Genomic DNA, 25,410 nt, shown 5'->3' on the forward strand with positions numbered 1-25,410 from the left:
CCCGGTCATGGAAATGATTGAATACTTATGGTGCCTGTACCGACGCCTTCGCGGGCAAGCCTCGCTCCTACAGGATTTATGTCGCTCACGAACCAATCTGTAGGAGCGAGGCTTGCCCGCGAAGAACGATAACGCGGTCTCAGCTGTTAATGACCATTGCCCGAATGCCCACCCGCATGGCCGGCGCCCTGCTCCGCACCTTTGTCGGCAGCGCCTTGCTTGCCGCCCTCGCCCTCATGGTTCTCGGCGGCTTTTTCCGCCTCGGCTTTGGCCTTCTCGGCCTCTTTGCCGAGTTGATCGACGGTCTGCAAATTGCTTTTACGCACACTGTCAACAAAGCCCTGAAACGGCAGATCGGTAATGCCTACCAGCCCGAAATGCCCATTCTCACCATCCAGCAAACGACCGGTCACCGGTTGATCGAGGTACTGGAACCAGTGCACCCCGACAATCGACGGTTCGCTCATCGCCTGTTTAAGGAAGTTGGCGTAGGCCGGGCCGCGATCTTCTTCCTTCGCCAGTTGCGTCACGCCGCCCCAGAACGGGCCGCGATCGGTCGAACCGAAATTGAACTCGGTGATCAGTACCGGCTTATCCAGGCTTCGCAGTCTGGCGAAGTCGTAACCGTCCTGGGGTTGCAGGGTGTACATATTGAAGCTCAACACGTCGCAGTATTGCGCGCAGGACTCGACGGCTTCAGGGGTGCTGACGGCAAAGCGGCCGCCCAGTAACAACTGGTTCGGCGCATGCCAATTGAGCGAATCGGAGACGGTTTTGAAGTAGGTGTCGGCGAACACTTTCTGGAAGTATTTGAAGTCGGCTTCGATTTCGGGGTATTCGGCGCTCGGCTGCGGCGGCACGAAGCCCGGGTCTTCCATCAATTCCCAGGCAGGCAGGTCAATGCCCCATGCCTTGGAAAGCCCCGCCTGGTTGCGGTACTTGTCACGCAGCTGTTTGAGGAAGGCACGTTTGGCCGGCACATCGGTGGTCATTTTCAAAGTGCCGTAGGCCAGCGCGTAACGGGCCTTCGGGTCATCGCCGGGACCGGCCCACGCCAGTTCGTTATCGGCGAAGTAACCGATCAGCCACGGATCGTCGCGATGGTCGCGGGCGGCGATAGCAACGGCGCGCTCGGTGGCCATGGCGAAACGCGGATCGAACGGATCAGGCATGCCGCCCCACCAATCGGTGCCGGTGCTGATGCTGGCGTAATCGCCGACGATCGACAGCGGCAAGGTGTACGGCACTCGGTCAGCGTTGCCAAACACCGGTGCGCTCCAATTACCAATGGTATTGAAACCCCAGGCTTGCAGGCGATCGAGGGTATGACTGGCCCAGCGTTTTTCGTCGAACACCACTTTGCAGGGTTCGGCGGCCGTTGGCTCAGCCGTTTTTTCGACTGACGCTTCAACGGCACCGGTCTTGGCCGCTTCGGCAACACCAGCCGCGGATTCGGTAGCCGCAGGAATGACCGATTGCTCGGCGGCCTTATCGGTCGTCGCCTCAACCGCATCGGCCTTGGCTGCTTCGGCGACACCGGCCTTGGTGTCGCTGCCCGGTGCGCAAGGCTTGCCATACAGACGCTGCAGGTTGGCGCCATAGAAATCGTACCAACGCCCGGCGTTGTAGGCCCGGCCCTGATCGGCGCCATTGCCGCCACGGTTGTCGCCCTCGCCATAATAAGCGGCCAGGGGCTCGTCGGGTTTGGGCAGGGACTCGAACATCCACTCGCGACCGGCGATGTAGGTCTGGTTGACGCTCGGGGTCACGGTGTTGACGCCGAGGGAATAGAACGGATGCCCTTCCGGGGTCACCAGGTACCAGCGGCCGTCACGCTTTTCGGTGCGGAAAAAGCCGCTGGCCTTGAACGCCGGGCCTTTGGTCCAGCCGCCGAACTTGTCCAGGGACTGTTTCTCGCGCTCGGCCAGCCAGGTCTTCAGTTGTTGCTGTTCTTTGGCCGCTGCGGATTTCAGTTGCTCGTCGCTGCTGACCTTCTCCGGCCACTTGGCCCGGGTCGATTGGCCGTAGGCGTCCACCAGACCGCCATAAACGGCCTTGGTGACAGCCTCGCCGTCCTGCACGCCGAAGCGTTCGAGCAAGATGCTTTGGGCGACTTTCGGCTGATCCATCGACAAGGTCACCGACACCACTTGGCTGCGGTCCAGCTCACCGGTGCTGCTGGCCAGCAATACACGCTGGCCTTCGAAGTTGATCGGCATCGGCGGACCGGCTTTCATGCCCTGGCTCAAAGGTGAACTCGGCTGCAGTGGTACCAGCAGGGTTTGCGCAGGGCCGGCCGGCAGATCGACACGGCTGATCAAAGTCTTGCCGTCGTTGCTCTGGATTTTCACGTACAGGGTCACGGCCCAGTTCATCGCACTCTGGATCCGCAGGCTCATGACACCCGACTGCGACCAGTCCCAGGCACCAGTCTGCGGTGTCAGGCGCAATGTCGGCTGGGCGACCGGGTTGAAGGTCACGCGGCGCAGCACTTCGCCTTCGGCCGTTTGCTCCGCGTTGGATTGCGGCAGGCTGGCGTCCTGGGTCGACACCTGAACCACGTCGGCGGGACGCACAAAGTTGAACAGCGTCTGCTGGCCGGCAGGAGCCGCCAGCAAAGGGGCTGTGAACATCAAGGCAAAAACAGCGGGCAACGAACGGCGAATCATAGGAACGTGGATCTCCCAAGCGACCATCAATGGGCCAGTGGAAAAGCGGTGGCAGTGAGGTAGACAACGCGGTGGGCTTATTTGCCCACCGGCGTATCAGGAAATTTCACGACGGAATGGCGGCAACGCATTGAGAATCGCTTTGCCGTAGCGCTGCGTGACCAGACGACGGTCAAGCAAGGTGATGGTGCCGCGGTCTTCTTCGGTTCGCAGCAAGCGACCGCAGGCCTGGACCAGTTTCAGCGAGGCGTCCGGCACGGAGATTTCCATGAATGGATTTCCACCGCGAGCCTCGATCCATTCAGCCAGGGCCGCTTCGACCGGATCGTCGGGCACCGAGAATGGAATCTTGGCGATCACCACGTGCTCGCAGTAGGCACCGGGCAAATCCACGCCTTCAGCAAAACTCGCCAGACCGAACAGCACGCTCGAATCTCCGCCATCAACCCGCGCCTTGTGCTTGTTCAGGGTTTCCTGCTTCGACAGGTTGCCTTGAATGAACACTTGCTTGCGCCAGTCGCGGTCCAGCCCGTCGAACACGTCCTGCATCTGTTTACGAGACGAGAACAGCACCAGGGTGCCACGCGAACCTTCTACCAGTTGTGGCAGATCGCGAATGATCGCCGCGGTGTGCGCCGGTGCGTCACGCGGGTCGGCTTTGAGGTCCGGCACCCGCAGCACGCCGGCGTCGGCGTGATGAAACGGACTCGGGACCACCGCGGTCACGGCTGTTTTAGGCAGGCCGGCACGCATGCGGAAGCGGTCGAAAGTGCCGAGAGCGGTCAGGGTCGCCGAGGTCACCAGTGCCCCGTAAGCCACGTTCCACAGATTGCGCCGGAGCATGTCCGCCGCAAGGATCGGGCTGGCATTGACCTCGATATCGAACAGCGAACCGCTTTCGGCCAGGGTCAGCCAACGGGCCATGGGCGGGTTATCTTCCGGGTCTTCGACGGTGAAGGCGGTCCACAACTCCCAGTTGCCCGAAGATCGGGACAACAGGCTGCCGAACAGCGGATACCACTCTTCAGCCTGGTTGCTGGCGATGCCGATGTTGACCTCGCCGTCCATGCCTTCCTTGAGCAGTTCGGTGAGCCGGGTGAACAGGTCGGTCAGGCGGGCAAAGCCTTTCTTCAGCTCGATGCCCATTTCGCGCATGTGCTCGGGAATCACCCCGCCGACAAAACGGTGACGTGGCCGCTCGCGACCTTCGACGTCTTCGCCGGGCTTGAAGTCGGCGGCTTGCTCGCAGGCGCTGAACATGAACTGCTGTTGGGTCTTGATCTCCCGGGCCAGCTCCGGCACCTGCTCGATCAACTTGCCCAGATCACCCGGCAGCGGGTGCTGGGCCAGCAATTTGGTGAGGTTCTTGGCGGTGGTTTCCAGCCAGTCGGCGGTGGAACGCAGGCGTGTGTAATGCGCGAAATGGCCGATGGCCTTGTCCGGCAGGTGATGGCCTTCGTCGAACACGTAGATGGTGTCGCGCGGGTCCGGTAGAACCGCGCCGCCCCCCAAGGCCAGGTCGGCCAGCACCATGTCGTGGTTGGTGACAATCACGTCAACCTTGCCCATGCCTTCGCGGGCCTTGTAAAAGGCGCACTGGCCGAAGTTCGGGCAGTGACGGTTGGTGCACTGGCTGTGATCGGTGGTCAGGCGTGCCCAGTCGGCGTCTTCCAGCGCCGTCGACCAACTGTCGCGGTCGCCGTCCCACTTATTGCCGGCGAGCTTTTCGATCATGCTGGTGAACAGCTTTTGACTGGCCTCATCGACCTCGATCTTGAAGCCTTCTTCTTCGAACAGCTGCGCGGTGGCGGTCTGCGCGTGACCTTCCTGGAGCAACATGTCGAGCTTGGACAGGCACATGTAGCGCCCACGTCCCTTGGCCAGAGCGAAGCTGAAATTCAGCCCGCTGTTGCGCATCAGGTCGGGCAAATCCTTGTAGACGATCTGCTCTTGCAGGGCGACGGTGGCCGTGGCAATCACCAGACGCTTGCCGGCGGCCTTCGCGGTCGGGATGGCCGCCAGGCTGTAGGCCACGGTTTTACCGGTACCGGTGCCGGCTTCCACCGCAACAATCGCGGGGTCGCCACTGCGCCGGCCTTCGTCGTCGGTGTCGATGGCACCGAGGACTTTGGCAATTTCGGCGATCATCAGGCGTTGGCCGTAACGCGGCTTGAGGCTCTTGGCTTCGAGAAAACGCGAGTAGGCGCCCTGGATCGTGGTTTTGAGTTCGGTGCTGATCATTGGTTGTCGGGCGCAATAAATGCTGGATAAATTTTCAGTGGTTCGGATCGGCCGCTATCATACCCCGCTAATCAATCCCGCGCAGAACGGAGTACCTCAATGACACCTTTTGGCATCGTTTATACCCTGCATGTCCTGGCCGCCCTGGTGTGGGTCGGCGGCATGTTTTTCGCCTGGATGGTCTTGCGCCCCGCGGCGATGAAGGCGCTGGAAGGCCCTGCCCGGTTGCAGCTGTGGGTGGAAGTGTTTCAAGGTTTTTTCCGCTGGGTCTGGGTCGCGGTGGTGCTGTTGCCGATCAGCGGCGTGGGCATGATTCATCTGCAGTACGCCGGATTTGAAGCGGCGCCGCGATATGTGCAGGTGATGATGGGATTGTATGTAGTGATGACAGCGCTGTTTATCCGGATTCAGGCGTTGTTGCTGCCGGAACTGCGCACGGCGGTGGCGGCTCAGGACTGGCCGACGGGCGCGGCGGTGCTGGGCAGGATTCGTCGGTTGGTGGGGATTAACCTTGTGGTGGGGTTGGTGCTGGTGGCGATTGCTGCGGCTCGGCCGTGATCGTTCCCACGCAGAGCATGGGAACGATCGCTTGAAGGCTTACAACCGCTGAATGCTCACCGAACCCGCCACTCCCGCAGGCCCTGGCTGACCATCAACACCGGGGCGGCCGCTCTTGCCGCCATCGGCTTTATAGACGAAACAGCCCTTGGCCTTGCCGCCCGCCCCTGGTTTTCCACCGAGCCCTGCCGTACCACCCTCCCCGCCCGCAACCTCGATCTTGATCTGCTCAGCGGGGTAATCCCGCGGCACTTGCAGACGAACCAGCGCCCCTGGCGCACCCGGCTGGCCGTCGCTGCCATTACTGCCATCAGCGCCGCGACCGGCCTGGCCCCAGGTACAACCCGGTGCTTGACCGTGGGCCCCGTCGAGGCCGACAAAACCTGGAGCGCCTGCGCCACCGCGAGCGTCTACCGACAATTGCGGCGCGTTCAACGCGCTAATCTGCAAATCCAGATTGCGCCCGGAACGAGCGGCCTTGAGGTAAGTCCCCGGCGCGCCCCGTGCAGTGATCTGGCTGCCTTCGGCCAACTCGGCACGGCTGACCTTCAACGCCAGAGCCTGCTCGCTCGGCACAATGGCGATCCGCGCGTCACGTCCCAGATGCAGCTCACCGACCGTCACTTCGGTCACGTTCGAGGGAATCAGCAAAGTGCCGTAATCGGCGACTTCCAGCCGTTCCAGTTGCAAGGTACTGGCCGTGTTGGGCAAGCGCATCATCGAGTTGGTTTCAACGCTCACCACCTGCGCACAGGCCAATGGGCTGATAAATGCAGCGAGCAGACAGAGTTTACGCATGGGAGGCCCTCGAAGCGGCCGGGGCCGGAATGGTTTGCAGGTGGAAAACACCGAAAAAGACGATCTTCAGGCGATCACGCCAAGGGTGGGCCCGACCTTTGAGGCTGCGATTGCAGAACACCAGCTCCAGAAGATGGAGCCCTGCCAACACACTGCCTGCAAAATTGATCAGCAGATGAAACGGATGAATAAACGGTAGGAGCAGATTGACCAGCGCCACCAACCAGAACAGCAGGGTCAACAACTTCCCCAGCCCCCAAAACACCTTCATACGCTCCCCCGTTGAGAATTATTCTTTGCACGCACAGTAACGGCTTACACGCGGGATAAGCCAGAGGGCAACAAAAAATTCTTCCCGAAGGTCGCGGATTGGCCGCCGGACCCACCTTGATCGTGGTCCGACGGCTCTATCACGCGGCTTATAGTCACAGTGCCTATTGTCACAGTGCTCAGCGATTGATGTGCAATTCCACGCGACGGTTTTGCGCGCGGCCTTCTTCCGTATCGTTATCGGCCACCGGCTGGCTTTCGCCCCGGCCTTCGCTGGTGAGTTTGTTCGGCGCCAGTCCTTGACTCAACAGGTAGGCCGCCACGCTGCTGGCACGACGTTCCGACAATTTCTGGTTATAGGCGTCCGAACCCTGGCTGTCGGTATGACCAATGACTTTAACGCTCACCACATCGGCGTTCTGCAATTTGGCCATCAAGGAATCCAGCTCACTGCGCGCTTCGGGCATCAGGTCCGATTGGTTGTAAGCGAACAAAACGTTGCCGTTCAGGGTGATGACTTCGGATACCGGCGGTTCAACAGGTTTCACGCTGGCCGGGTATTGCGGCAGCGGGCAACCGTGATGCTCGACAGGGGTATCGGCGGGCGTATCGGGGCAGCGATCACGTCGATCGAAGACGCCATCTTCGTCTTCATCGCCATCCTGGGCGTAGCAGATCAGGCCACCGGTCAAGATCCCGAGCGCCGCGCCACCCGCTGCCCAGGCACTACTTTCTATTGCGCCCAAACCACCGCCGACCAGTCCGCCTATGACGCTGCAGATCGGCCAGGTACGTTGATTGAGGGGGGCGGTGCCATCGCTGTGAGTCGCACAACCGGTCAGAAGACTGCCAAGCAGCAGAACCGGCAAGACGGTCCTTGTGAGAACGCTCATTGTGAATGCTCCTGTGTCACCGGCCCATACCGGTCACACAGGAGTAAAGACCCGCATCCGCGACTGTACAAGCCGCGGAATGCGAGAGGCCTAGCGGTTGATTTTGATTTCCGTGCGCCGATTCATCGAACGGCCGTCAGCGGTTTTGTTATCGGCCACTGGCTGGCTTTCACCGGCACCGGTCACAGACACGAAACTGCTGCGTGGCACGCCTTGGGAAATCAGGTATTCCACCACCGAACGAGCGCGCCTGTCCGACAGTTTCTGATTGTAGGCATCACTGCCGACACTGTCGGTATGACCGGTGACGGTCAGTTGGGCGCTGGAGGATTCCTGTTTCAGGCGCGTAGCGATGGTGTCGAGTACGTCTTTATCGGCAGGAGTGAGCTTGGCCGAGTCGAACTGGAAGTGAACATCACGGATAACGATGACTTCTTCCTTGACCACCGCCACCTCTTCGACCACCGGCGCAGGCGCGGGTGGAGGGCAGCCGTTGGCATCGACCTGCACGCCTCTAGGCGTCCCCGGGCACTTGTCGCGGCTGTCCAGCACGCCATCACCGTCTTCATCGCCGTCGCCATGCACCCAGCACCAGGCCGCTGCTGTGCCGCCGACCAGCAGCGCGCCATACCCCGCCCATGACGAGGCCTCAGTCGCGCCGAGCCCTGCACCGATGATACCGCCGACCGCCGCACAGGTCGGCCAGTCGGTTTTCTGCAAACCTGCGCAACCAGTCAACACACTGGTTAGCAGAACCAAGGGTAATGCTGTCCGAATTATGCTCATCTAGTTCTTCTCCTGAGGGATCGGCTTAAAACCGATTCTAGGGAGTAAAGACCCGACTTTTAATCTCCGCCAGCAATAGGCCATTGCTGTTTTGCCCCGTGTTCGCGGAAGATCGGCGCTTTTTGGCTAAACCCGCACTAGGCCCGAACGTGGCGGCAGGCTAGTCTTGGCGTTCTGATTGAGGATCTTCGATGATTGCAGGTATTTCTTCGCGCACGCCCCAGCAGGCGTTGGCTGCTTTGCTTGATCGTTATGCCCCGGCGCGTCTGTTGCTGATTGGCGCCAGCGAATTCCCCGCGCTTGAGGCATTCAAGCTCGCGCACCCGGACAGCATTGTCGCCTTTGCTGCGCCCGGGCCACTGCCCGCCGAACTGGCAGCACAGCGGTTTGATCTGGCCCTGGTGGTGGATTGCCTCGAACATTTGCCCAAGCGCGACGGCCTGAATTTGCTTGGCGGGATACGTAATCTCAATGCCAGTCGCATTGCGGTGCTGGCCGACTTGCCGGCATGCGGTTGGCAAGAGACGGACTTCTTCTCCCTGGCGCTGCAAGCCAGCGAACGCTTCCAGCGCGACGATCAAGTACTGACGCTGTTTACCTACGATCTGCTTGACTATAAACAGGTGCCCGACTGGCTCAACTCACGCTTCTGGGCCAATCCGGAAAACTTCGGGAAATATTGGTGGTAACGCAATGAGTACATCCATTTGCCCTTGCGGCAGCGGCACCCTCCTCGATGCCTGTTGCGGCCATTACCATGCCGGCCACCCGGCCCCCAGCGCCGAAGTCTTGATGCGTTCGCGCTACAGCGCCTATGTACTGGGGCTAATTGACTATCTGGTGGCGACCACCCTGCCCGCACAACAGGCCGGTCTGGATCGCCAGTCGATCAGCGACTGGAGCGCCCAAAGCACCTGGCTGGGCCTGGAGGTGGAAAGCGCCGAGGTTTTCGGCGGTCAGCCGGAGCACGCCTTCGTTACCTTCACCGCTCGTTGGCACGACAGCAGCGGCGAACACAGTCATCGCGAACGTTCGTCATTCGTACAGAACGCCGGCCACTGGTACTTCATCGACCCTACCGTGCCACTCAAGGCCGGGCGTAACGATGCGTGCCCGTGCGCCAGCGGGCAGAAGTTCAAGAAGTGTTGTGCGGGGTATTTCGGCGCTTGAGGTGATTCCTGTAGCAGCTGCCGAAGGCTGCGTTCGGCTGTAGCAGCTGTCGAGCCTGCGAGGCTGCGTTCGGCTGCGAAGCAGTCGTCAAACCAGAACTCGCGGTGCCTCAGGCAAACCGCGTCAGCCGGATTCACGACTGCTACGCAGCCGAACGCAGCCTCGCTGGGGCTCGACAGCTGCTACAACAGGAGAAACTCAACCATGAGCACCCAACGGCGCACATTACAGCTGTTCACCTTGCTCCTGTTTCTGGGACTCGGCGGCTGTGCGTCGTGGTTCGACTTCGACGACGATCTGCCGGACCCGCAAGTGCACTTGGTCAAGGTCGAGGTGATCCGGGCCAATCTGCTGGAACAGAAATTCCTGCTGCATTTTCGCGTCGACAACCCCAATGATCGCGACCTGACAGTGCGCGCCCTGGAATATCGCATTCATCTAGGGGACATATTGCTGAGCGAAGGTGAGCACGAGCACTGGTTCACGGTCGACCCCAAACGCAGCGCCTATTTTAAAGTGCCGATCCGCACCAACCTGTGGCCGAAAGTCCGGGACCTGGTGAAACTGCTGAAAAAAGGCGACCAACCGATTCCCTATCGCCTGGAAGGTGAGATGGAAACCGGTTTATTCATCGCGCACTACGTGCACCTGGAACGCAATGGCGTGATAATCGCCGCCGATTTAATTCCGGAGTAACCGCGATGACCCAACAACCTCATGTCCATGGCCCTGACTGCAACCACGATCATGACCATCACGACCACCATGATCACGACCATGGCCATGTCCACGGCCCGAACTGCGGCCACGCTCACCAGGAACCAGTGCGCAACGCCCTGAAAGACGTCGGCCGCAACGACCCTTGCCCCTGCGGCAATGGCAAGAAATTCAAGAAATGCCACGGCGCTTGATGCTTCGGGCGGATATCTTTTTCGCCTGTTGAATCGCTATCGCGGGTATCAATGGTGCCTTGTAGGAGCGAAGCTTGCTCGCGAAGGCGGACTGTCAGCCAACATCAATGTTGAATGTCTGTCCCTCTTCGCGGGCAAGCCTCGCTACTACAGGGTTAGTCAGTCGTCAGAATTTCTGCTGTGCCGACGACCGTCGCATATTCACCATGCAAATTACCCAGCGACATCGCATGCACTTCCTCGGCTGAATGGGCGTTACCGAAAAAATCCGCCTTGTCGAAGGTAAAGCACGCATCCTGCGCAACCCACGCTTCAAATCCCAGATTCCCGGCCGTTCGCGCCGTGGACTCCACCGAGTTGTGGGTCGCCACGCCAACGATGATCAACTGATCAATCCCCGCCTCGCGCAAACGTGCTTCCAGCCCCGTCGAACAAAAGGCATCCGGCACCTGCTTCTGAATCAGCCACTCACCCATCGATGGTTGAAAACGCTCCTGAAACTCAACCCCCGATTGCTGCGGCCAGAACACTGAATCCTCTGAACGGGACAGGTGCTGCACATGAATCACCGGCCGCCCGGTTCGACGCCAATGCCCCAGCAACTCCAGGATGCGCTCTTCGGCCTGAGGGTTGTTTCGGCGGCCCAACTTGGGATGCAGAATGCCTTTTTGTTGATCGATGATGATCAGCGCCGCGTTTATCTTGAGCTCCATGCCGACTTTTCTCCTGCCGGGGCATTGAATTTCCCGCACTTCAGCATCACCTCTTGCTACTGGCAAGCCATCAAACGCAAACAGGACGACCTGATGCCGACGGTCGCTGTCCGTACCTGACGATGTCTCTTGATTTGGAGTACTTCATGATCGACTTGTATTACTGGACCACCCCCAACGGCCACAAGATTTCGATATTCCTGGAAGAAGCCGGCCTGCCGTACAACGTTTACCCGATTAACATCAGCCAGAACGACCAGTTCAAACCCGAGTTCCTGAAGATCTCGCCGAACAACAAGATCCCGGCCATCGTCGATCATGAGCCGGTCGATGGCGGTGAGCCGTTGGCATTGTTCGAGTCGGGGGCGATTCTGCTGTACCTGGCGGAGAAAACCGGCAAGTTCCTGCCCAAGGATTTGCGCGGGCGTCAGCAAGCACTGCAATGGCTGTTCTGGCAGATGGGTGGCCTGGGGCCGATGGCCGGGCAGAATCATCACTTCAGCCAATTCGCACCAGAGAAAATTCCTTACGCGATCAAGCGCTACATCGACGAAACCGCCCGCCTGTATGGGGTGCTCGACAAGCAACTGGCCAACAATGACTTTGTCGCCGGCAGCGAATACAGCATTGCCGACATGGCGATCTACCCGTGGATCGTTTCTCACAAGTGGCAGAGCCAGAACCTGGAAGACTTCCCCAACGTACTGCGCTGGTTCAACCACATCCAGAACCGCCCGGCGACGGTGAAGGCGTATGCGCTGGTGGCCAAGGTGAATCCGCCTAAATCCTGATGCCCTGCACTCTGATCATTCCCATGCTCCGCGTGGGAATGCCTCAACGGACGCTGCGCGTTCGGCTCTGGAAGTGACGCGAAGCGTCACGGGCTGCATTCCTTTGCTGCGCGTGGGAACGATCACATAAAGAAATAAACCGCCGCCGCTTGCGCGGCCACCTCCTGCTCACTAACGTAGCGGCTTTATTGTGCCCCGCCTCGGAAGTCCGTTCAGTTTTGGCGAGTGGCTAATGTTGTCAGGCAAGGCGCCGCGACGAGTCATAGCCCGCTATGGCGAGGAGCGGCAACGCAGTCTGACGACATTAGACGCCGTCAACACTGAACAGCGACTTTCGAGGCGGGGCACCACTACCCCCGCAGGAGCTTTGCCATGGCCTCGCCAGCCCTCACACATTTTCTTCCCCGGTTCGGCGTTGCCGCAGCAGTGGCCGGTGTTTTAAGCCTGACCGGTTGTCAGACCTGGAACACTCAAGACACCCTCCCGCCTGCCTCCGGCGTGCAACCGCTCAAAGGCCTGGCGCAGAACGTTTCGATTCGACGCAATGCCATGGGCATGCCGCTGATCGAGAGCAATAGCTTCCACGATGCGCTGTTCGCCCTCGGTTACGTGCACGCCAGCGACCGCATCACGCAAATGGTCACTCTGCGTTTGCTCGCCCAGGGCCGTCTGGCGGAGATGTCCGGTTCGGACCTGCTCGACGCCGACCGCTACATGCGGGCGGTCAATCTGAAGAAAAGCGCGGGTGAGCTGTACAAGGCCTCTTCGCCGCGCCTCAAGCGATTCTTCGAAGTCTATGCGCGTGGGGTCAACGCCTACCTGTTCCGCTATCGCGACAAATTGCCTGCCGACCTCGCGGCCACTGGCTACAAACCGGAATACTGGAAACCTGAAGATTCGGCGCTGATTTTCTGCCTGCTGAATTTCAGTCAATCGGCGAACCTGCCGGAAGAAATTTCCTCGCTGATGCTGGCGCAGACCATCAGCATCGACAAACTGGCGTGGCTGACGCCTTCCGCTCCCGACGAAAAACTGCCGGTCGCTGAAGCTGAAAAACTCCAGGGCATCAAACTCAACGGGCAAATCCCGGGCCTGAGCGAAATCAGCAAAGCCACCGGTAAACTGTCCGACCTGAAGCTGCTGGGCGCGACGTCTTCGAACAACTGGGCGATCGCCCCGCAACGCAGCCGCAGCGGCAAAAGCCTGTTGGCCAGCGACAGCCATGGGCCGCTGGGCGTGCCGGCGCTGTTCAGTTACGTACAGATTCGCGCGCCGAAGTACCAGGCCTCCGGCGTGACCATTGCCGGGTTACCCATGGTGCTCGGTGGTTTCAACGGCAAAGTGGCATGGAGCATGACCACGGTCATGGGCGATAACCAGGACCTGTTCCTGGAAAAAATCAAACGCCAGGGCAATGGCCTTTCCTACGACGTGGGGGGCAAATGGCAGCCGGTTATCGTGCGTAACGAAACCTACTTCGTCAAAGGCCAGAAGCCGATTCGCGAAGCGGTGTACGAAACCCGTCACGGGCCGCTGCTCAACAGCGCCCAAGGCACCGCGTTGGCGAATGGTTTCGGCCTGGCCTTGCAGACGCCGAACTTCACCGACGACAAAACCCTGGACGCGTTTTTCGACCTGTCCCGAGCGCAGAACATCGAGAAAGCTTCGGACGCCAGCCGAGAAATACGCGCCATTGCGCTGAATCTGGTGTTTGCCGATGCCAGCAATATTGGCTGGCAAGTTACTGGTCGCTACCCGAACCGTCGCGAAGGCGAAGGCTTGCTGCCGTCGCCGGGCTGGGAAGGTCGCTACGACTGGGACGGTTACGCCGACCCGATGCTCCATCCGTACGACCAGGATCCGGCTCAAGGCTGGCTCGGCACCGCCAACCAACGGGTCATTCCCCATGGCTACGGGATGCAACTGTCCAATTCCTGGTCGGCACCGGAGCGCGGCGAGCGCATGGCCGAACTGGCGGGCGTGGGCAAGCACGACACTCGCAGCGTGATCGCCATGCAATACGACCAGACCACCACCTTCGCTGCCAAGCTGAAGAAAATGTTTGGAGCGCCGGGCATGGCTCAGCCACTCAAGCAAGCCATCGAAGCGCTGCCGGAGGCTGATCGCGGCAAGGCTCGCGAGGCTTATACGCGCTTGATGGCTTTCGACGGCAAACTCAGCCCGACCTCCGCCGACGCGGCGATTTACGAGCTGTTCTTGCAGGAAAGCACTAAGCAGATGTTCCTCGACGAACTGGGCCCGGAAAACAGCCCGGCGTGGAAAGCCTTTATCGCCAACGGCACGTTGTCTTACGCGGCGCAGGCCGATCATCTGCTGAGCCGCGAGGACAGTCCGTTCTGGGACGACCTGCGTACCCCGCAGAAAGAAGACAAACCGGCGATCCTCGCCCGTAGCCTGGCGGCCGCGATCAGCGCGGGGGACAGCCAGTTGGGTGGCGATCACAAAGCCTGGCAGTGGGGCAAACTGCACCGCTACGAGTGGAAGAACGCCAGCGGTCAGACCGTGCGCGGTCCCCTGGCAGCCGGCGGCGACCACACCACACTCAACACCGCTGCGTTCACCTGGGGTCAAGACTTCAACACAACGCTGGCGCCGGCCATGCGCTTTATCGTCGATTTCGGCCAGGCCGAACCGCTGATGGGCCAGAACGGTACCGGCCAATCCGGCAATCCAGCCAGCCCGCACTATCTCGATAGCGTCGATCCATGGCTCAAGGGGCAATACATGAGCCTGCCGATGCAGCCGCAGAACTTTGACAAGGTGTATGGCAAGACGCGGTTGACCCTGACGCCAGGTAAATAAGATCAAAAGATCGCAGCCTGCGGCAGCTCCTACAGATGAACTCGATTCCCCTGTAGGAGCTGCCGCAGGCTGCGATCTTTTGATTTTTACCCCCATGAAAATAAATAGAACTTCTCCTCTTGCGCAAACCTCCTAGCTAGCAGGCCACTCCATTTGGGTAACAATATGGACCTTGTTATCGCTCGTCCTGAAGGTTTGTACTGCCCGCCCGGGGATTTCTATATCGACCCATGGCGCCCGGTCGAACGCTCGGTCATCACCCACGCCCACAGCGACCATGCTCGCCGTGGCAATCAACATTATCTGGCGGCGGCACCAAGTGCAGGCATTCTGCGCGCGCGTCTGGGCCAGGACATCAACCTGCAAACCTTGCGCTATGGCGAGCAGTTGCTGCACCACGGCGTAACACTGAGTTTTCACCCCGCAGGCCATGTACTCGGCTCGGCCCAGGTGCGCCTGGAATACGGCGGGGAAGTCTGGGTCGCCTCCGGGGATTACAAGACCGAGGCCGACGGCACCTGTGCGCCGTTCGAGCCGGTGCGCTGTCACACGTTCATCACGGAATCGACATTCGGGCTGCCGATTTATCGCTGGCAACCCCAGACGCAGGTCTTTGCCGAGATCAATCAGTGGTGGCGGGCCAATGCGGATGCCGAAAAAACCAGCGTGCTGTTCTGCTATTCCTTCGGCAAGGCTCAGCGGATTCTCCATGGCATCGATGCCAGTCTTGGTCCCATTCTGGCCCATGGCGCGGTTGAACCCATCAATCGGATTTATCGCGAGAGCGGCATTTATTTACCGCCAACGGTCTATGCCGGCGAAGTAAAAAAACATGATCCGATGATGCGCAAGGCCTTGGTCCTCGCGCCGCCTTCGGCTGGCGCCAGCCCTTGGGTACGGCGTTTCGGTGACTACAGCGATGGCTTCGCCAGCGGTTGGATGCGCTTGCGTGGGACCCGGCGGCGGCGCGGCGTGGACCGCGGTTTCGTGCTGTCCGATCACGCCGACTGGCCCGGCCTGCTTTGGGCCATCGAGCAAACCGGAGCCGAACGCGTGATCGTCACCCATGGTTCGATCGGGGTGCTGGTGCGCCATCTGCGCGAACAAGGCCTCGATGCCATGGGTTTCAGCACCGAATACGGCGATGATGAAGACACCACAGTCCTCGAACCCGAGAGCGCCGAGGTGCTGGCATGAAAGCCTTCGCCGACTTGTATGCCGAGCTCGATGCCACCACCTCGAGCAACGCCAAACTGACGGCGATGCAGAACTATTTCGCACAGGCCGCGCCTGAAGATGCCGCGTGGGCGGTGTACTTTCTGTCCGGTGGACGACCTCGGCAGTTGGTGCCGGTACGGATGTTGCGGGAAATGGCCACAGCGTTTTCCGGACTCTCACCCTGGTTGTTCGAAGAAAGTTATCAGGCCGTCGGTGATCTGGCGGAAACCATTTCGCTGGTGCTGCCCGAAACGCAGCACACCTCCACCGATGGGCTGGCAGTGTGGATTGAAGACAAACTGCTACCGCTGCGTAACGCGCCCCCGCTGACCCTCGCCGAATGCTTGCCCGCCTTGTGGGCGCAACTGGATCGCCAGAGTCTGATGCTGTGCATCAAATTGATTACTGGCAGTTTCCGTGTCGGGGTCTCCAAATTGCTGGTTACCCGCGCGCTGGCGGCAATGGCCGGCCTCGACAGCAAACGTGTGGCCCAGCGGCTGGTGGGTTACACCGATCTGTCTAACCGCCCAAGCGCCGCCAGTTACCTGAAGCTCATCGCCCCCGAATCACCCAATGAGCATGCCCAACGGGGTGGCCAGCCGTACCCGTTTTTCCTCGCCCATGCGTTGTCGCACCCGGTCGAGCAGTTCGAAGCCCTGCTCGGTCCGGCCAGTCAATGGCAAGTGGAATGGAAGTGGGACGGCATCCGCGCCCAGGTGGTCAAGCGCGATGGGCGCTTGTGGATCTGGTCACGAGGTGAAGAACTGGTGACCGAACGCTTCCCCGAACTGGAGAGCCTGGTTCATGGCTTACCCGATGGCACGGTGATCGACGGTGAAATCGTCGCCTGGAAAGCTGCACCACCGGGCACCGTGGACGCCTTCGACACGCAATCGCCATCGTCACCTTCCGTGCAGCCTTTCGCCCTGTTGCAACAGCGGATCGGCCGTAAAATGCTGAGCAAGAAAATCCTCGATGAGGTGCCTGTGGTCATCCAGGCCTATGACCTGCTGGAATGGCAGGGAGAGGATTGGCGCAACCAGACTCAAGCCACGCGCCGTACTCAGCTGGAACAACTCATCAAAACCTGCGCAAACCCGGTGTTACTGAGCTCGCCCGTGCTGACCGGCGAAGACTGGTTCGACCTCGCCCGCCAACGAGAAGCCTCCCGCAAACTGGGCGTCGAAGGCATGATGCTCAAGGCCCGCGAGGCGCTGTATGGCGTCGGGCGGACCAAGGACATGGGCGTGTGGTGGAAATGGAAAGTCGACCCGTTCAGTGTCGATGCGGTGCTGATCTATGCCCAGCAGGGCCATGGCCGCCGGGCCAGTCTCTACACCGATTACACCTTCGCCGTGTGGGACGGCCCACCCTCTGCCCGCGAGCGAACGCTGGTGCCTTTCGCCAAGGCTTACTCCGGGCTGACCGACGACGAAATGCGTCAGGTCGACAGCATCGTGCGCAAGACCACGGTGGAAAAGTTCGGACCGGTAAGTAGTGTGAAGCCGACATTGGTGTTTGAGCTGGGGTTCGAGGGCATTGCCCTATCGAAACGGCACAAGAGCGGGATTGCGGTGCGGTTTCCGAGGATGTTGCGTTGGCGACAGGATAAGTCGGTAGAGGACGCTGACAGCTTGGCGACGTTGCAGGATTTGCTCGCCTGACCTGATTTCTGAGGGCTGATCTTTGTAGCAGCTGTCGAGCCTGCGAGGCTGCGTTCGGCTGCGCAGCAGTCGTGAAACCGTCTGACAAGGTCTGCCTGACGCACCGCAACTTCTGATTTGACGACTGCTGCGCAGCCGAACGCAGCCTCGCAGGCTCGACAGCTGCTACAGCGGGCAAGCCCTTGCGCACCACCCTGGCGCAGGAATTTGGCGATGCCCATTTTCGTGCGCAGATCGCGCTTTGCCACTTCTTGTATTACCTTTTAAACGCTTGTTCGGGACTCTGGTTCGGAAATTGCTACTTTGAATAGGTCTTACGCTTTCCAGTAACAGTACTTCTGCGCCACAAGCGCTCATATTGGTTCTTAGGGATTGAATAATGAAAAAAGCATTGCTGACCCTTTCTGCACTGGCGTTGTGCATGGCTGCCGGCTCCGCGCTGGCCAAGGAATACAAAGAATTGCGTTTTGGCGTTGACCCTTCTTACGCGCCGTTCGAGTCCAAAGCAGCCGACGGCAGCCTGGTAGGCTTCGACATCGACCTGGGCAATGCAATCTGCGCCGAGCTGAAGGTCAAGTGCAAATGGGTCGAAAGCGATTTCGACGGCATGATTCCGGGCCTCAAGGCCAATAAATTCGACGGTGTGATCTCTTCGATGACCGTCACCCCGGCCCGCGAAAAAGTCATCGACTTCTCCGACGAACTGTTCTCTGGCCCAACCGCTTATGTGTTCAAGAAAGGTTCCGGCCTGACCGAAGACCCGGCTTCGCTGAAGGGTAAAACCGTCGGCTACGAGCAAGGCACCATCCAGGAAGCCTACGCCAAGGCCGTGCTGGACAAGGCTGGCGTGAAAACCCAGGCCTATCAGAACCAGGATCAGGTGTATTCGGACTTGATGTCGGGTCGCCTCGACGCAGCAATCCAGGACATGCTGCAAGCTGAACTGGGCTTCTTGAAGTCACCAAAAGGCGAAGGCTACGAAGTCAGCAAGCCAGTCGAAAGCGAATTGCTGCCGTCGAAAACAGCGATCGGTATCTCTAAAGGTAACAAAGACCTCAAAGACCTTTTGAATAAAGGTATCAAAGCGTTACACGACAATGGCACCTACGACACCATTCAGAAGAAACACTTTGGCGATCTGAATCTGTACAGCGGCAAATAATGCCCGGCGCCCATCTCGCGATGGGCGCTTTTTTTACCCGATCAGGTTGCTGATTTATGTTCGAAAACCTATTACAAAGCCTGGGGCTTTCTGCCTTCAGCCTCAAGGGCTTCGGTCCGTTGCTGATGGAAGGCACCTGGATGACCATCAAGTTATCGGTGTTGTCACTTTTGTTGGCCGTGTTGCTCGGTCTGCTCGGTGCCAGTGCCAAGCTGTCAAAAGTCAAACTGGTGCGCGTACCGGCTCAGCTCTACACCACGCTGATTCGCGGTGTGCCGGATCTGGTGCTGATGCTGCTGATCTTCTACAGCCTGCAAACCTGGCTGACTTCGTTTACCGATTTCATGGAATGGGAATACATCGAGATCAACCCGTTCAGCGCCGGGGTCATCACCTTGGGCTTCATTTATGGCGCGTACTTCACCGAAACGTTTCGCGGAGCGATCCTCGCCGTACCGCGGGGCCAGGTCGAAGCCGCCACTGCCTATGGGCTCAAACGCGGTCAGCGTTTTCGTATCGTGGTGTTCCCACAAATGATGCGCTTCGCCCTGCCGGGCATCGGTAACAACTGGATGGTGATGCTCAAGGCCACCGCGCTGGTCTCGATCATCGGCCTCGCCGACCTGGTCAAGGCCGCGCAGGACGCCGGTAAAAGCACCTATCAACTGTTCTACTTCCTGGTGCTTGCCGCATTGATTTACCTGCTGATCACCAGCGCCTCCAATATCGTCCTGCGCTGGCTCGAACGCCGCTACGCCGCCGGTTCCCGGGAGGCCGTGCGATGATCGAACTCTTGCAGGAATACTGGAGACCCTTCCTTTATACCGACGGCTACAACATCACTGGCCTGGCCATGACCATGTGGCTGCTCAGTGCGTCGCTGCTCATCGGTTTTGTGGTGTCGATCCCGCTGTCCATCGCGAGGGTTTCGCCCAAGATCTATGTCCGCTGGCCGGTGCAGTTTTACACCTACCTGTTCCGGGGCACGCCGCTGTATATCCAGCTGCTGATTTGCTACACCGGGATCTACAGCCTGGCTGCCGTGCGTGCCCAGCCTGTCCTTGATGCATTCTTTCGCGACGCGATGAACTGCACGATCCTGGCCTTCGCCCTGAACACCTGCGCCTACACCACGGAGATCTTCGCCGGGGCGATTCGCAGCATGGCGCATGGTGAAGTCGAAGCGGCCAAGGCCTACGGTCTGACAGGCTGGAAGCTCTATGCCTACGTGATCATGCCGTCGGCCCTGCGTCGCTCGTTGCCTTATTACAGCAACGAAGTGATTCTGATGCTGCACTCGACCACCGTGGCATTCACCGCGACTATCCCGGACGTCTTGAAAGTCGCTCGCGATGCGAACTCTGCGACCTTCCTGACATTCCAGTCGTTCGGCATCGCCGCGCTGATCTACCTGACCGTTACCTTTGCGCTGGTCGGCCTGTTCCGCCTCGCCGAACGCCGATGGCTGGCCTTCCTCGGGCCGACTCACTAGGACAACTCGTACATGCGCCACCAGATTCATGACCTGCTGGCCCCGCTGCCGGGGACCGTGCGACAGATTCACAGCTTCCACTTCGGCCCACCGTCGGCCAAAGGCAAGATTTACATCCAGGCCTCCCTGCATGCCGACGAATTGCCCGGCATGTTGGTGGCCTGGCATCTCAAGCAACGTCTGGCGGAGCTGGAAGCCGCGGGCCGACTGCGCAGCGAAATCGTGCTGGTGCCCGTGGCCAACCCGGTCGGCCTGGAACAAGTATTGATGGACGTTCCACTGGGCCGCTACGAGCTGGAAAGCGGGCAGAACTTCAATCGCTGGTTCGTCGACTTGAGTGAAGAAGTCGGCAACGAGATCGAAGGCCTGCTCGGCGACGATCCGCAACGCAACCTCGAATTGATCCGCGACAGCCTGCGCAAGGCGTTGGCGCGGCAGACCGCAGGCACTCAACTGCAATCCCAACGCCTGACCCTGCAACGGCTGGCCTGCGATGCAGACATGGTGCTGGACCTGCATTGCGATTTCGAAGCCGTGGCGCACCTTTACACCACGCCTGAGGCCTGGCCGCAGGTCGAGCCGCTGGCGCGCTACATCGGCTCCGAAGCCAGCCTGCTCGCTACCGATTCGGGTGGCCAATCATTCGACGAATGTTTCACCCTGCTCTGGTGGCAGCTGAAAGAGCGCTTCGGCGAGCAGTTCGAGATTCCGCTGGGGAGTTTTTCAGTCACCGTCGAATTGCGCGGCCAAGGTGACGTCAATCACCCGCTGGCCAGCCTCGACTGTCAGGCGCTGATCGATTATCTGATTCACTTCGGCGCGATTGCCGGTGAGCCGGCGCCATTACCCGAGCTGCCCTACCCGGCCACGCCGCTGGCCGGTGTCGAACCGGTGGCGACACCCGTGGGCGGGCTGCTGGTGTTCACGGCCCTGCCCGGGGAATATCTGGAGGCCGGGCAACTGATCGCCGAAGTGATCGACCCGATCAATGATCGCGTCACCCCTGTTCATTGCACCGCCGCCGGGCTGATGTACGCCCGTTCGCTGCGGCGCATGGCCACTGCCGGCATGGTGATCGCCCACGTCGCGGGCACCGAAGCCTATCGCAGCGGCTACCTACTTTCGCCTTGAGGATGCATGCCCCATGTACAAACTGACCATTGAAGGCCTGCATAAAAGCTATGGCGATCATCAGGTGCTCAAAGGCGTTTCGCTCAAGGCCAAAACCGGCGACGTCATCAGCCTGATCGGCGCCAGCGGCTCGGGCAAAAGCACCTTTTTGCGCTGCATCAACTTTCTCGAACAACCCAACGACGGCGCCATGACTATGGACGGCCAGCCGATCCGGATGATCCACGACCGTCATGGAATGCGCGTCGCCGATGAAGATGAACTGCAACGAATCCGCACCCGCCTGGCCATGGTGTTCCAGCATTTCAACCTGTGGAGTCACATGACGGTGCTGGAGAACATCACCATGGCCCCGCGCCGGGTGCTCGGCTGCAGCAAGAAAGAAGCCGAAGACCGTGCCCGGCGTTACCTCGACAAGGTTGGCCTGGCGGCGCGCGTGGCGGATCAGTACCCGGCGTTCCTTTCGGGCGGTCAGCAACAACGGGTAGCCATTGCCCGCGCGCTGGCCATGGAGCCGGAAGTCATGCTCTTCGACGAGCCCACCTCGGCGCTCGACCCGGAACTGGTCGGCGAAGTGCTCAAGGTGATCCAGGGCCTGGCCGAAGAAGGCCGGACCATGATCATGGTCACCCACGAAATGAGCTTCGCCCGCAAGGTCTCGAGCCAGGTGCTGTTCCTGCACCAGGGCTTGGTGGAAGAAGAAGGCGCGCCAGAGGATGTGCTGGGTAATCCGAAGAGTGAGCGGCTGAAGCAGTTCCTCAGCGGCAACCTGAAATAGAAAAATCGCAGGTTTCGCCCACTCTACGAATCACCGTAGGAGCTGGCGAAGCCTGCGATCTTTTGATGTTGATTTTTTTAAGATCAAAAGATCGCAGCCTTCGGCAGCTCCTACAGAATCTTAGGCCACAGGCGCAGGAGGCGGCTCATCCGGCAGGGTGGGCTCTCCGGGTTCTGTCGGCTGTTCGTTGGGGGTGTCGGGATCAGGCTGGCCGGGGATGCCCCCTGCCATGGTAACTGGCGGATGTGCCAACAAGGACCAGGCCAGCACGCCAACCTGATTGGGCTCAAGCCTTGCCAGTTCGGCACTTATTCGTGGATCGATCTTCATGAAGCACTCCTGAGCGATGGCCCGATCCGCCTTGCGCGAATCGGAGCAGTACATTCCATAGAGTGTACGCTCGCTCAGGAATTCCAACGGTTTGTCAGACGGCTGACTCAGGTACGCGGCAGGGTCACGCCACGCTGGCCCTGGTACTTGCCGCCACGGTCCTTGTAGGAGACTTCGCACTCTTCGTCCGACTCAAGGAACAACATCTGCGCCACGCCTTCGTTCGCGTAGATTTTCGCCGGCAGATTGGTGGTATTGGAGAACTCCAGGGTCACGTGACCTTCCCACTCAGGCTCGAGCGGCGTGACGTTGACGATGATGCCGCAACGCGCGTAGGTGCTTTTACCCAGGCAAATGGTCAATACGTTACGCGGGATGCGAAAGTATTCGACGGTGCTGGCCAGAGCGAAGGAGTTCGGCGGAATGATGCACACGTCGCTGTGGATGTCGACGAAGCTGCCAGCATCGAAGTTTTTCGGGTCGACGATCGCCGAATTGATGTTGGTAAACACCTTGAAGTGATTGGTGCAACGCACATCGTAGCCGTAGCTGGACACGCCGTAGGAGATCACACGGCTATCGTCGCTGCCGCGCACTTGGCGCTCGACGAAAGGCTCGATCATGCCGTGTTCCTGCGCCATGCGGCGAATCCACTTGTCCGATTTGATGCTCATGGCGGGTGTCCTGAATAGCGAGGTGGAAAAATTCTGTCCGGCATCTTACCGGGCAGGCGCTCCGGTTCAAAGTCCGGGAAACAATTCTCGCCGATCCCCCGTGAATTCAGGGTCTTCACCGCTATTCGACGCACCGTCAGTCATGAAAACAGAGAAACCTTCGCAAGAACCATTGGCACGTTCCGGAAAAAGGGTTAAGGTGGCGCCACTGTGCTGCTTGTGTCACTGAGAATCTCTACACGATATGTTGAATTTCGATCCAACCATCTACAAGAATTTTTCCTGCTCTTTGCACTCAGTCTCGGCCAGGGTTCTTCCTGCGTCGCAGTTATCTTTGTTCAAGGAGTTACACCATGTCTAATCGCCAAACCGGTACCGTTAAGTGGTTCAACGATGAAAAAGGCTTCGGCTTCATCACTCCACAATCCGGTGACGACCTGTTCGTTCACTTCAAAGCTATCCAATCCGACGGCTTCAAAAGCCTGAAAGAAGGCCAACAGGTTTCTTTCATCGCTACCCGCGGTCAGAAAGGCATGCAAGCTGAAGAAGTTCAAGTTATCTAACTTGTAACTGCTTTAGTAAAAAGCCCCGCCCTTAAAAGCGGGGCTTTTTTGTGGGCGTGTGTTTTTGCCTCGCAAAAAAGATCGCAGCCTTCGGCAGCTCCTACAGGGGATTGTATTCAGCCGCGGTATGGCGGCGAACATCGAATTTGTAGGAGCTGCCGAAGGTTCGGGCCGCGTTCGGACGATCTTTTGATCTTTCAGTGTTACCAGGTCACGCCAAACCCTGCGGTGTATCGGGTCTTGCTCAGATCAGCCTCATCACTACCGCTGATGATGTCTTTCTCGGCCTTCAGGTTCAGCGACGCCCAATCGGTGACTTTGTAGCGCAGGCCGACCTCGGCATCGAGGGCGTAATCCGCCACCCCTGACAACGGCTTGCCCACTTCGCCATTGGTGAAGAACTCGACCTTCTTGCCGATCAGGTAGCGGTTGTAGTCCCACTTCATCGCCAGGGAGTAGAAGTTTTCCTTGTTGCCGTTGGAATACTCATAGTCCGTGTTGTTCAGGAGCGAGCCTAAGGAGAAGGCGCCCAGTTCGTTATCCCAGAATTGATAACCGGGACCGGTACCGATGGTGCGCTGGCGGGCGAGCTCTTCGATCTGGTCACGCTTGTAATTCAAACGCCCTTGCCAGAACCACTTCTCGGTGAGGAATCGGTCGAGAGAATATTCGGCACGCCAGTTATCAGTGGTGACAACGTCATCCTGGAACTCGCGGTTGTACTCACCTTCCGCCGTATGACGCCACCGACCATGACGCGCGGTGGTTTTGAAACCAACGTCATAATCATCAGTATCTTTTTCGGCCCGCTGATAATCCAGCGCCATGTCGACATTACCTTTCCACACCAAATCCTCAACTACCGGCTTGGGCTTGAGCATCTGCTGGATACTGGCCAGCTCCACGGTTTTGGGGCCATCGCCATTGTCCAGGGTGACCTTGCCATCCTCCGCCGCATGCAGCGACTTGGACTTCTCACCGGTGTAGGCATCCTGTTTGACCAACAGTTGCTGATCGCTTTCCAGGGTTTTGACCTGTTTCCAGTCGATCGGGATCGCGCCCGCGTACTCGGTCTGAATCAGCAGTTTGCCACCGTCAAAGACGGTGATTTTGCCGCTCAACTTGTCACCGTTCTTCAACCAGACGGTATCGGCAAGCAAGGGAGTGGAAGCACTGGCGACAGCGAGGCACAGCAAGGTTCTGGACAACATAAGCGAATCGAAGGCTCAACTTTGCGAAAAAAAGTCGGCATTATCCTCATGAATAAGGCCCTGACAAGGACTGACCCGACTATTTCTATTGAGTTCATTTCTCAATGGGCGATTCAGGATTTACTCTACAGACGGTCAATTGCGCATTCTTTCAGGAAACCCGGGACGTGACCGACTCAAACGCAGAAACCGAAAGCGCGGCGCAAATCCGACGCACGGCACTCTACCTGACCCTGGCGCAAGTACCCGAGGGCAAAGTCGTGAGTTATGGCCAACTCGCCGAGCTCGCGGGATTGGGTCGTGCCGCCCGTTGGGTCGGGCGGACACTGAGCCAATTGCCCGGTGACACCAAATTACCCTGGCACCGGGTGCTGGGTGCCGGCGGTCGGATCAGCCTGCCCGTGGGAAGCCCTTCGGGGGATGAACAACGGGCCCGATTGCGCATGGAAGGCATCAGTATCCTGAACAATCGTGTTGATATTCAGCGCCATGGCTGGCGCCCGGTAGAGCACAGCGGTTAGAGTGCGCGCTTTGTTTCCGTAATTCTTGAGGCAGACTCCAGCC

26 protein-coding genes are annotated in these 25,410 nt (G+C 59.4%); 16 read left to right on the plus strand and 10 right to left on the minus strand.

Annotation, left to right across the window (positions count from 1 at the left end):
- Positions 1 to 146: 146 nt before the first annotated feature.
- A complete protein-coding gene (locus NHU87_RS25215) occupies positions 147 to 2,669 on the minus strand; it encodes a beta-agarase (RefSeq protein WP_253553373.1) in 2,523 nt (840 codons plus the stop codon).
- 96 nt (positions 2,670 to 2,765) lie between these two features.
- On the minus strand, positions 2,766 to 4,910 hold the full coding sequence (dinG, locus tag NHU87_RS25220; protein WP_008005800.1) for an ATP-dependent DNA helicase DinG: 2,145 nt from the start codon (positions 4,908 to 4,910) through the stop codon (positions 2,766 to 2,768).
- Between the two features lie 99 nt (positions 4,911 to 5,009).
- On the opposite strand from dinG, the gene NHU87_RS25225 reads away from it, so the two are divergent.
- Positions 5,010 to 5,468 (plus strand): CopD family protein, encoded by a 459-nt coding sequence (locus tag NHU87_RS25225; protein ID WP_253553376.1) that lies wholly within the window; start codon positions 5,010 to 5,012, stop codon positions 5,466 to 5,468.
- 39 nt (positions 5,469 to 5,507) lie between these two features.
- Here the strand turns inward: NHU87_RS25225 and NHU87_RS25230 are convergent, their stop codons facing one another.
- The 4 genes from NHU87_RS25230 to NHU87_RS25245 all read right to left on the minus strand — a co-directional run bounded on the left by NHU87_RS25230 (position 5,508) and on the right by NHU87_RS25245 (position 8,215).
- Positions 5,508 to 6,266 (minus strand): collagen-like protein, encoded by a 759-nt coding sequence (locus NHU87_RS25230; protein WP_253553379.1) that lies wholly within the window; start codon positions 6,264 to 6,266, stop codon positions 5,508 to 5,510.
- Positions 6,259 to 6,537 carry a DUF1145 domain-containing protein gene (locus NHU87_RS25235; protein WP_253553382.1) on the minus strand — a complete coding sequence of 93 codons (279 nt, stop codon included), beginning with the start codon at positions 6,535 to 6,537 and terminating at the stop codon, positions 6,259 to 6,261. The genes NHU87_RS25230 and NHU87_RS25235 overlap by 8 nt, the downstream gene beginning before the upstream one ends.
- Before the next feature lie 178 nt (positions 6,538 to 6,715).
- The gene (locus NHU87_RS25240; RefSeq protein WP_253553386.1) at positions 6,716 to 7,429 is read right to left on the minus strand and encodes an OmpA family protein; all 714 of its coding nucleotides are present in this window, start codon (positions 7,427 to 7,429) and stop codon (positions 6,716 to 6,718) included.
- Between the two features lie 90 nt (positions 7,430 to 7,519).
- Positions 7,520 to 8,215 (minus strand): OmpA family protein, encoded by a 696-nt coding sequence (locus NHU87_RS25245; protein ID WP_253553389.1) that lies wholly within the window; start codon positions 8,213 to 8,215, stop codon positions 7,520 to 7,522.
- A 191-nt stretch (positions 8,216 to 8,406) separates the two neighbouring features.
- On the opposite strand from NHU87_RS25245, the gene NHU87_RS25250 reads away from it, so the two are divergent.
- The 4 genes from NHU87_RS25250 (at position 8,407) to NHU87_RS25265 (ending at position 10,296) form a co-directional block, all read left to right on the plus strand.
- Positions 8,407 to 8,904 (plus strand): DUF6231 family protein, encoded by a 498-nt coding sequence (locus NHU87_RS25250; RefSeq protein WP_123499293.1) that lies wholly within the window; start codon positions 8,407 to 8,409, stop codon positions 8,902 to 8,904.
- 4 nt (positions 8,905 to 8,908) lie between these two features.
- Positions 8,909 to 9,385 (plus strand): YchJ family protein, encoded by a 477-nt coding sequence (locus NHU87_RS25255; RefSeq protein ID WP_253553392.1) that lies wholly within the window; start codon positions 8,909 to 8,911, stop codon positions 9,383 to 9,385.
- A gap of 204 nt (positions 9,386 to 9,589) precedes the next feature.
- The gene (locus tag NHU87_RS25260; RefSeq protein WP_253553394.1) at positions 9,590 to 10,081 is read left to right on the plus strand and encodes an LEA type 2 family protein; all 492 of its coding nucleotides are present in this window, start codon (positions 9,590 to 9,592) and stop codon (positions 10,079 to 10,081) included.
- 5 nt (positions 10,082 to 10,086) lie between these two features.
- Positions 10,087 to 10,296 carry an SEC-C metal-binding domain-containing protein gene (locus NHU87_RS25265; RefSeq protein WP_007906737.1) on the plus strand — a complete coding sequence of 70 codons (210 nt, stop codon included), beginning with the start codon at positions 10,087 to 10,089 and terminating at the stop codon, positions 10,294 to 10,296.
- Between the two features lie 155 nt (positions 10,297 to 10,451).
- Here NHU87_RS25265 and NHU87_RS25270 read toward each other — a convergent pair whose 3' ends face one another.
- A complete protein-coding gene (locus tag NHU87_RS25270) occupies positions 10,452 to 11,009 on the minus strand; it encodes a cysteine hydrolase family protein (protein WP_253553397.1) in 558 nt (185 codons plus the stop codon).
- Positions 11,010 to 11,155: 146 nt separating this feature from the next.
- On the opposite strand from NHU87_RS25270, the gene NHU87_RS25275 reads away from it, so the two are divergent.
- The 9 genes from NHU87_RS25275 (at position 11,156) to NHU87_RS25315 (ending at position 22,068) form a co-directional block, all read left to right on the plus strand.
- Entirely contained in the window at positions 11,156 to 11,800 is a 645-nt protein-coding gene (locus tag NHU87_RS25275) for a glutathione binding-like protein (RefSeq protein WP_038979220.1), read from the plus strand.
- 372 nt (positions 11,801 to 12,172) lie between these two features.
- Positions 12,173 to 14,623: a penicillin acylase family protein gene (locus NHU87_RS25280; RefSeq protein ID WP_253553399.1), complete on the plus strand. Its 2,451-nt coding sequence runs from the start codon at positions 12,173 to 12,175 to the stop codon at positions 14,621 to 14,623.
- 165 nt (positions 14,624 to 14,788) lie between these two features.
- Positions 14,789 to 15,820 carry a ligase-associated DNA damage response exonuclease gene (locus NHU87_RS25285; protein ID WP_253553402.1) on the plus strand — a complete coding sequence of 344 codons (1,032 nt, stop codon included), beginning with the start codon at positions 14,789 to 14,791 and terminating at the stop codon, positions 15,818 to 15,820.
- Positions 15,817 to 17,505, plus strand: a complete 1,689-nt coding sequence (locus NHU87_RS25290) for an ATP-dependent DNA ligase (protein WP_253553404.1) — start codon at positions 15,817 to 15,819, stop codon at positions 17,503 to 17,505. Before NHU87_RS25285 ends, NHU87_RS25290 begins: the two co-directional genes overlap by 4 nt.
- A 379-nt stretch (positions 17,506 to 17,884) precedes the next feature.
- The gene (locus NHU87_RS25295; protein WP_253553407.1) at positions 17,885 to 18,667 is read left to right on the plus strand and encodes a transporter substrate-binding domain-containing protein; all 783 of its coding nucleotides are present in this window, start codon (positions 17,885 to 17,887) and stop codon (positions 18,665 to 18,667) included.
- A 56-nt stretch (positions 18,668 to 18,723) separates the two neighbouring features.
- Positions 18,724 to 19,452 carry an ABC transporter permease gene (locus tag NHU87_RS25300; RefSeq protein WP_253553410.1) on the plus strand — a complete coding sequence of 243 codons (729 nt, stop codon included), beginning with the start codon at positions 18,724 to 18,726 and terminating at the stop codon, positions 19,450 to 19,452.
- A complete protein-coding gene (locus NHU87_RS25305; protein WP_253553412.1) occupies positions 19,449 to 20,159 on the plus strand; it encodes an ABC transporter permease in 711 nt (236 codons plus the stop codon). Before NHU87_RS25300 ends, NHU87_RS25305 begins: the two co-directional genes overlap by 4 nt.
- A 12-nt stretch (positions 20,160 to 20,171) precedes the next feature.
- Positions 20,172 to 21,290 carry a succinylglutamate desuccinylase/aspartoacylase family protein gene (locus NHU87_RS25310; protein ID WP_253553414.1) on the plus strand — a complete coding sequence of 373 codons (1,119 nt, stop codon included), beginning with the start codon at positions 20,172 to 20,174 and terminating at the stop codon, positions 21,288 to 21,290.
- A 13-nt stretch (positions 21,291 to 21,303) separates the two neighbouring features.
- Complete coding sequence (locus NHU87_RS25315) at positions 21,304 to 22,068, plus strand: ABC transporter ATP-binding protein (RefSeq protein WP_253553416.1); 765 nt, start codon at positions 21,304 to 21,306, stop codon at positions 22,066 to 22,068.
- Positions 22,069 to 22,188: 120 nt separating this feature from the next.
- On the opposite strand, the gene NHU87_RS25320 is transcribed toward NHU87_RS25315, so the two are convergent.
- Complete coding sequence (locus NHU87_RS25320; protein ID WP_253553417.1) at positions 22,189 to 22,398, minus strand: hypothetical protein; 210 nt, start codon at positions 22,396 to 22,398, stop codon at positions 22,189 to 22,191.
- A 107-nt stretch (positions 22,399 to 22,505) separates the two neighbouring features.
- A complete protein-coding gene (gene dcd, locus NHU87_RS25325; protein WP_007904652.1) occupies positions 22,506 to 23,072 on the minus strand; it encodes a dCTP deaminase in 567 nt (188 codons plus the stop codon).
- A 353-nt stretch (positions 23,073 to 23,425) separates the two neighbouring features.
- Between dcd and NHU87_RS25330 the strand changes: the two genes are divergently transcribed.
- Positions 23,426 to 23,635 (plus strand): cold-shock protein, encoded by a 210-nt coding sequence (locus NHU87_RS25330; RefSeq protein ID WP_002554837.1) that lies wholly within the window; start codon positions 23,426 to 23,428, stop codon positions 23,633 to 23,635.
- 203 nt (positions 23,636 to 23,838) lie between these two features.
- On the opposite strand, the gene NHU87_RS25335 is transcribed toward NHU87_RS25330, so the two are convergent.
- Positions 23,839 to 24,846 carry a DUF481 domain-containing protein gene (locus tag NHU87_RS25335; RefSeq protein WP_253553419.1) on the minus strand — a complete coding sequence of 336 codons (1,008 nt, stop codon included), beginning with the start codon at positions 24,844 to 24,846 and terminating at the stop codon, positions 23,839 to 23,841.
- A 167-nt stretch (positions 24,847 to 25,013) separates the two neighbouring features.
- On the opposite strand from NHU87_RS25335, the gene NHU87_RS25340 reads away from it, so the two are divergent.
- Positions 25,014 to 25,367 carry an MGMT family protein gene (locus NHU87_RS25340; protein ID WP_038979210.1) on the plus strand — a complete coding sequence of 118 codons (354 nt, stop codon included), beginning with the start codon at positions 25,014 to 25,016 and terminating at the stop codon, positions 25,365 to 25,367.
- Positions 25,368 to 25,410: the final 43 nt, after the last annotated feature.

It is taken from the genome of Pseudomonas mandelii, from assembly GCF_024138395.1.
Lineage (GTDB): Bacteria > Pseudomonadota > Gammaproteobacteria > Pseudomonadales > Pseudomonadaceae > Aquipseudomonas > Aquipseudomonas mandelii_E.

Excerpts from the sequence above, each read along its gene's own strand:
- NHU87_RS25215 (WP_253553373.1), bottom strand. The coding sequence starts at position 2,669 with ATGATTCGCCGTTCGTTGCCCGCTGTTTTTGCCTTGATGTTCACAGCC.
- dinG (WP_008005800.1), bottom strand. The coding sequence starts at position 4,910 with ATGATCAGCACCGAACTCAAAACCACGATCCAGGGCGCCTACTCGCGT.
- NHU87_RS25225 (WP_253553376.1), top strand. The coding sequence starts at position 5,010 with ATGACACCTTTTGGCATCGTTTATACCCTGCATGTCCTGGCCGCCCTG.
- NHU87_RS25230 (WP_253553379.1), bottom strand. The coding sequence starts at position 6,266 with ATGCGTAAACTCTGTCTGCTCGCTGCATTTATCAGCCCATTGGCCTGT.
- NHU87_RS25235 (WP_253553382.1), bottom strand. The coding sequence starts at position 6,537 with ATGAAGGTGTTTTGGGGGCTGGGGAAGTTGTTGACCCTGCTGTTCTGG.
- NHU87_RS25240 (WP_253553386.1), bottom strand. The coding sequence starts at position 7,429 with ATGAGCGTTCTCACAAGGACCGTCTTGCCGGTTCTGCTGCTTGGCAGT.
- NHU87_RS25245 (WP_253553389.1), bottom strand. The coding sequence starts at position 8,215 with ATGAGCATAATTCGGACAGCATTACCCTTGGTTCTGCTAACCAGTGTG.
- NHU87_RS25250 (WP_123499293.1), top strand. The coding sequence starts at position 8,407 with ATGATTGCAGGTATTTCTTCGCGCACGCCCCAGCAGGCGTTGGCTGCT.
- NHU87_RS25255 (WP_253553392.1), top strand. The coding sequence starts at position 8,909 with ATGAGTACATCCATTTGCCCTTGCGGCAGCGGCACCCTCCTCGATGCC.
- NHU87_RS25260 (WP_253553394.1), top strand. The coding sequence starts at position 9,590 with ATGAGCACCCAACGGCGCACATTACAGCTGTTCACCTTGCTCCTGTTT.
- NHU87_RS25265 (WP_007906737.1), top strand. The coding sequence starts at position 10,087 with ATGACCCAACAACCTCATGTCCATGGCCCTGACTGCAACCACGATCAT.
- NHU87_RS25270 (WP_253553397.1), bottom strand. The coding sequence starts at position 11,009 with ATGGAGCTCAAGATAAACGCGGCGCTGATCATCATCGATCAACAAAAA.
- NHU87_RS25275 (WP_038979220.1), top strand. The coding sequence starts at position 11,156 with ATGATCGACTTGTATTACTGGACCACCCCCAACGGCCACAAGATTTCG.
- NHU87_RS25280 (WP_253553399.1), top strand. The coding sequence starts at position 12,173 with ATGGCCTCGCCAGCCCTCACACATTTTCTTCCCCGGTTCGGCGTTGCC.
- NHU87_RS25285 (WP_253553402.1), top strand. The coding sequence starts at position 14,789 with ATGGACCTTGTTATCGCTCGTCCTGAAGGTTTGTACTGCCCGCCCGGG.
- NHU87_RS25290 (WP_253553404.1), top strand. The coding sequence starts at position 15,817 with ATGAAAGCCTTCGCCGACTTGTATGCCGAGCTCGATGCCACCACCTCG.
- NHU87_RS25295 (WP_253553407.1), top strand. The coding sequence starts at position 17,885 with ATGAAAAAAGCATTGCTGACCCTTTCTGCACTGGCGTTGTGCATGGCT.
- NHU87_RS25300 (WP_253553410.1), top strand. The coding sequence starts at position 18,724 with ATGTTCGAAAACCTATTACAAAGCCTGGGGCTTTCTGCCTTCAGCCTC.
- NHU87_RS25305 (WP_253553412.1), top strand. The coding sequence starts at position 19,449 with ATGATCGAACTCTTGCAGGAATACTGGAGACCCTTCCTTTATACCGAC.
- NHU87_RS25310 (WP_253553414.1), top strand. The coding sequence starts at position 20,172 with ATGCGCCACCAGATTCATGACCTGCTGGCCCCGCTGCCGGGGACCGTG.
- NHU87_RS25315 (WP_253553416.1), top strand. The coding sequence starts at position 21,304 with ATGTACAAACTGACCATTGAAGGCCTGCATAAAAGCTATGGCGATCAT.
- NHU87_RS25320 (WP_253553417.1), bottom strand. The coding sequence starts at position 22,398 with ATGAAGATCGATCCACGAATAAGTGCCGAACTGGCAAGGCTTGAGCCC.
- dcd (WP_007904652.1), bottom strand. The coding sequence starts at position 23,072 with ATGAGCATCAAATCGGACAAGTGGATTCGCCGCATGGCGCAGGAACAC.
- NHU87_RS25330 (WP_002554837.1), top strand. The coding sequence starts at position 23,426 with ATGTCTAATCGCCAAACCGGTACCGTTAAGTGGTTCAACGATGAAAAA.
- NHU87_RS25335 (WP_253553419.1), bottom strand. The coding sequence starts at position 24,846 with ATGTTGTCCAGAACCTTGCTGTGCCTCGCTGTCGCCAGTGCTTCCACT.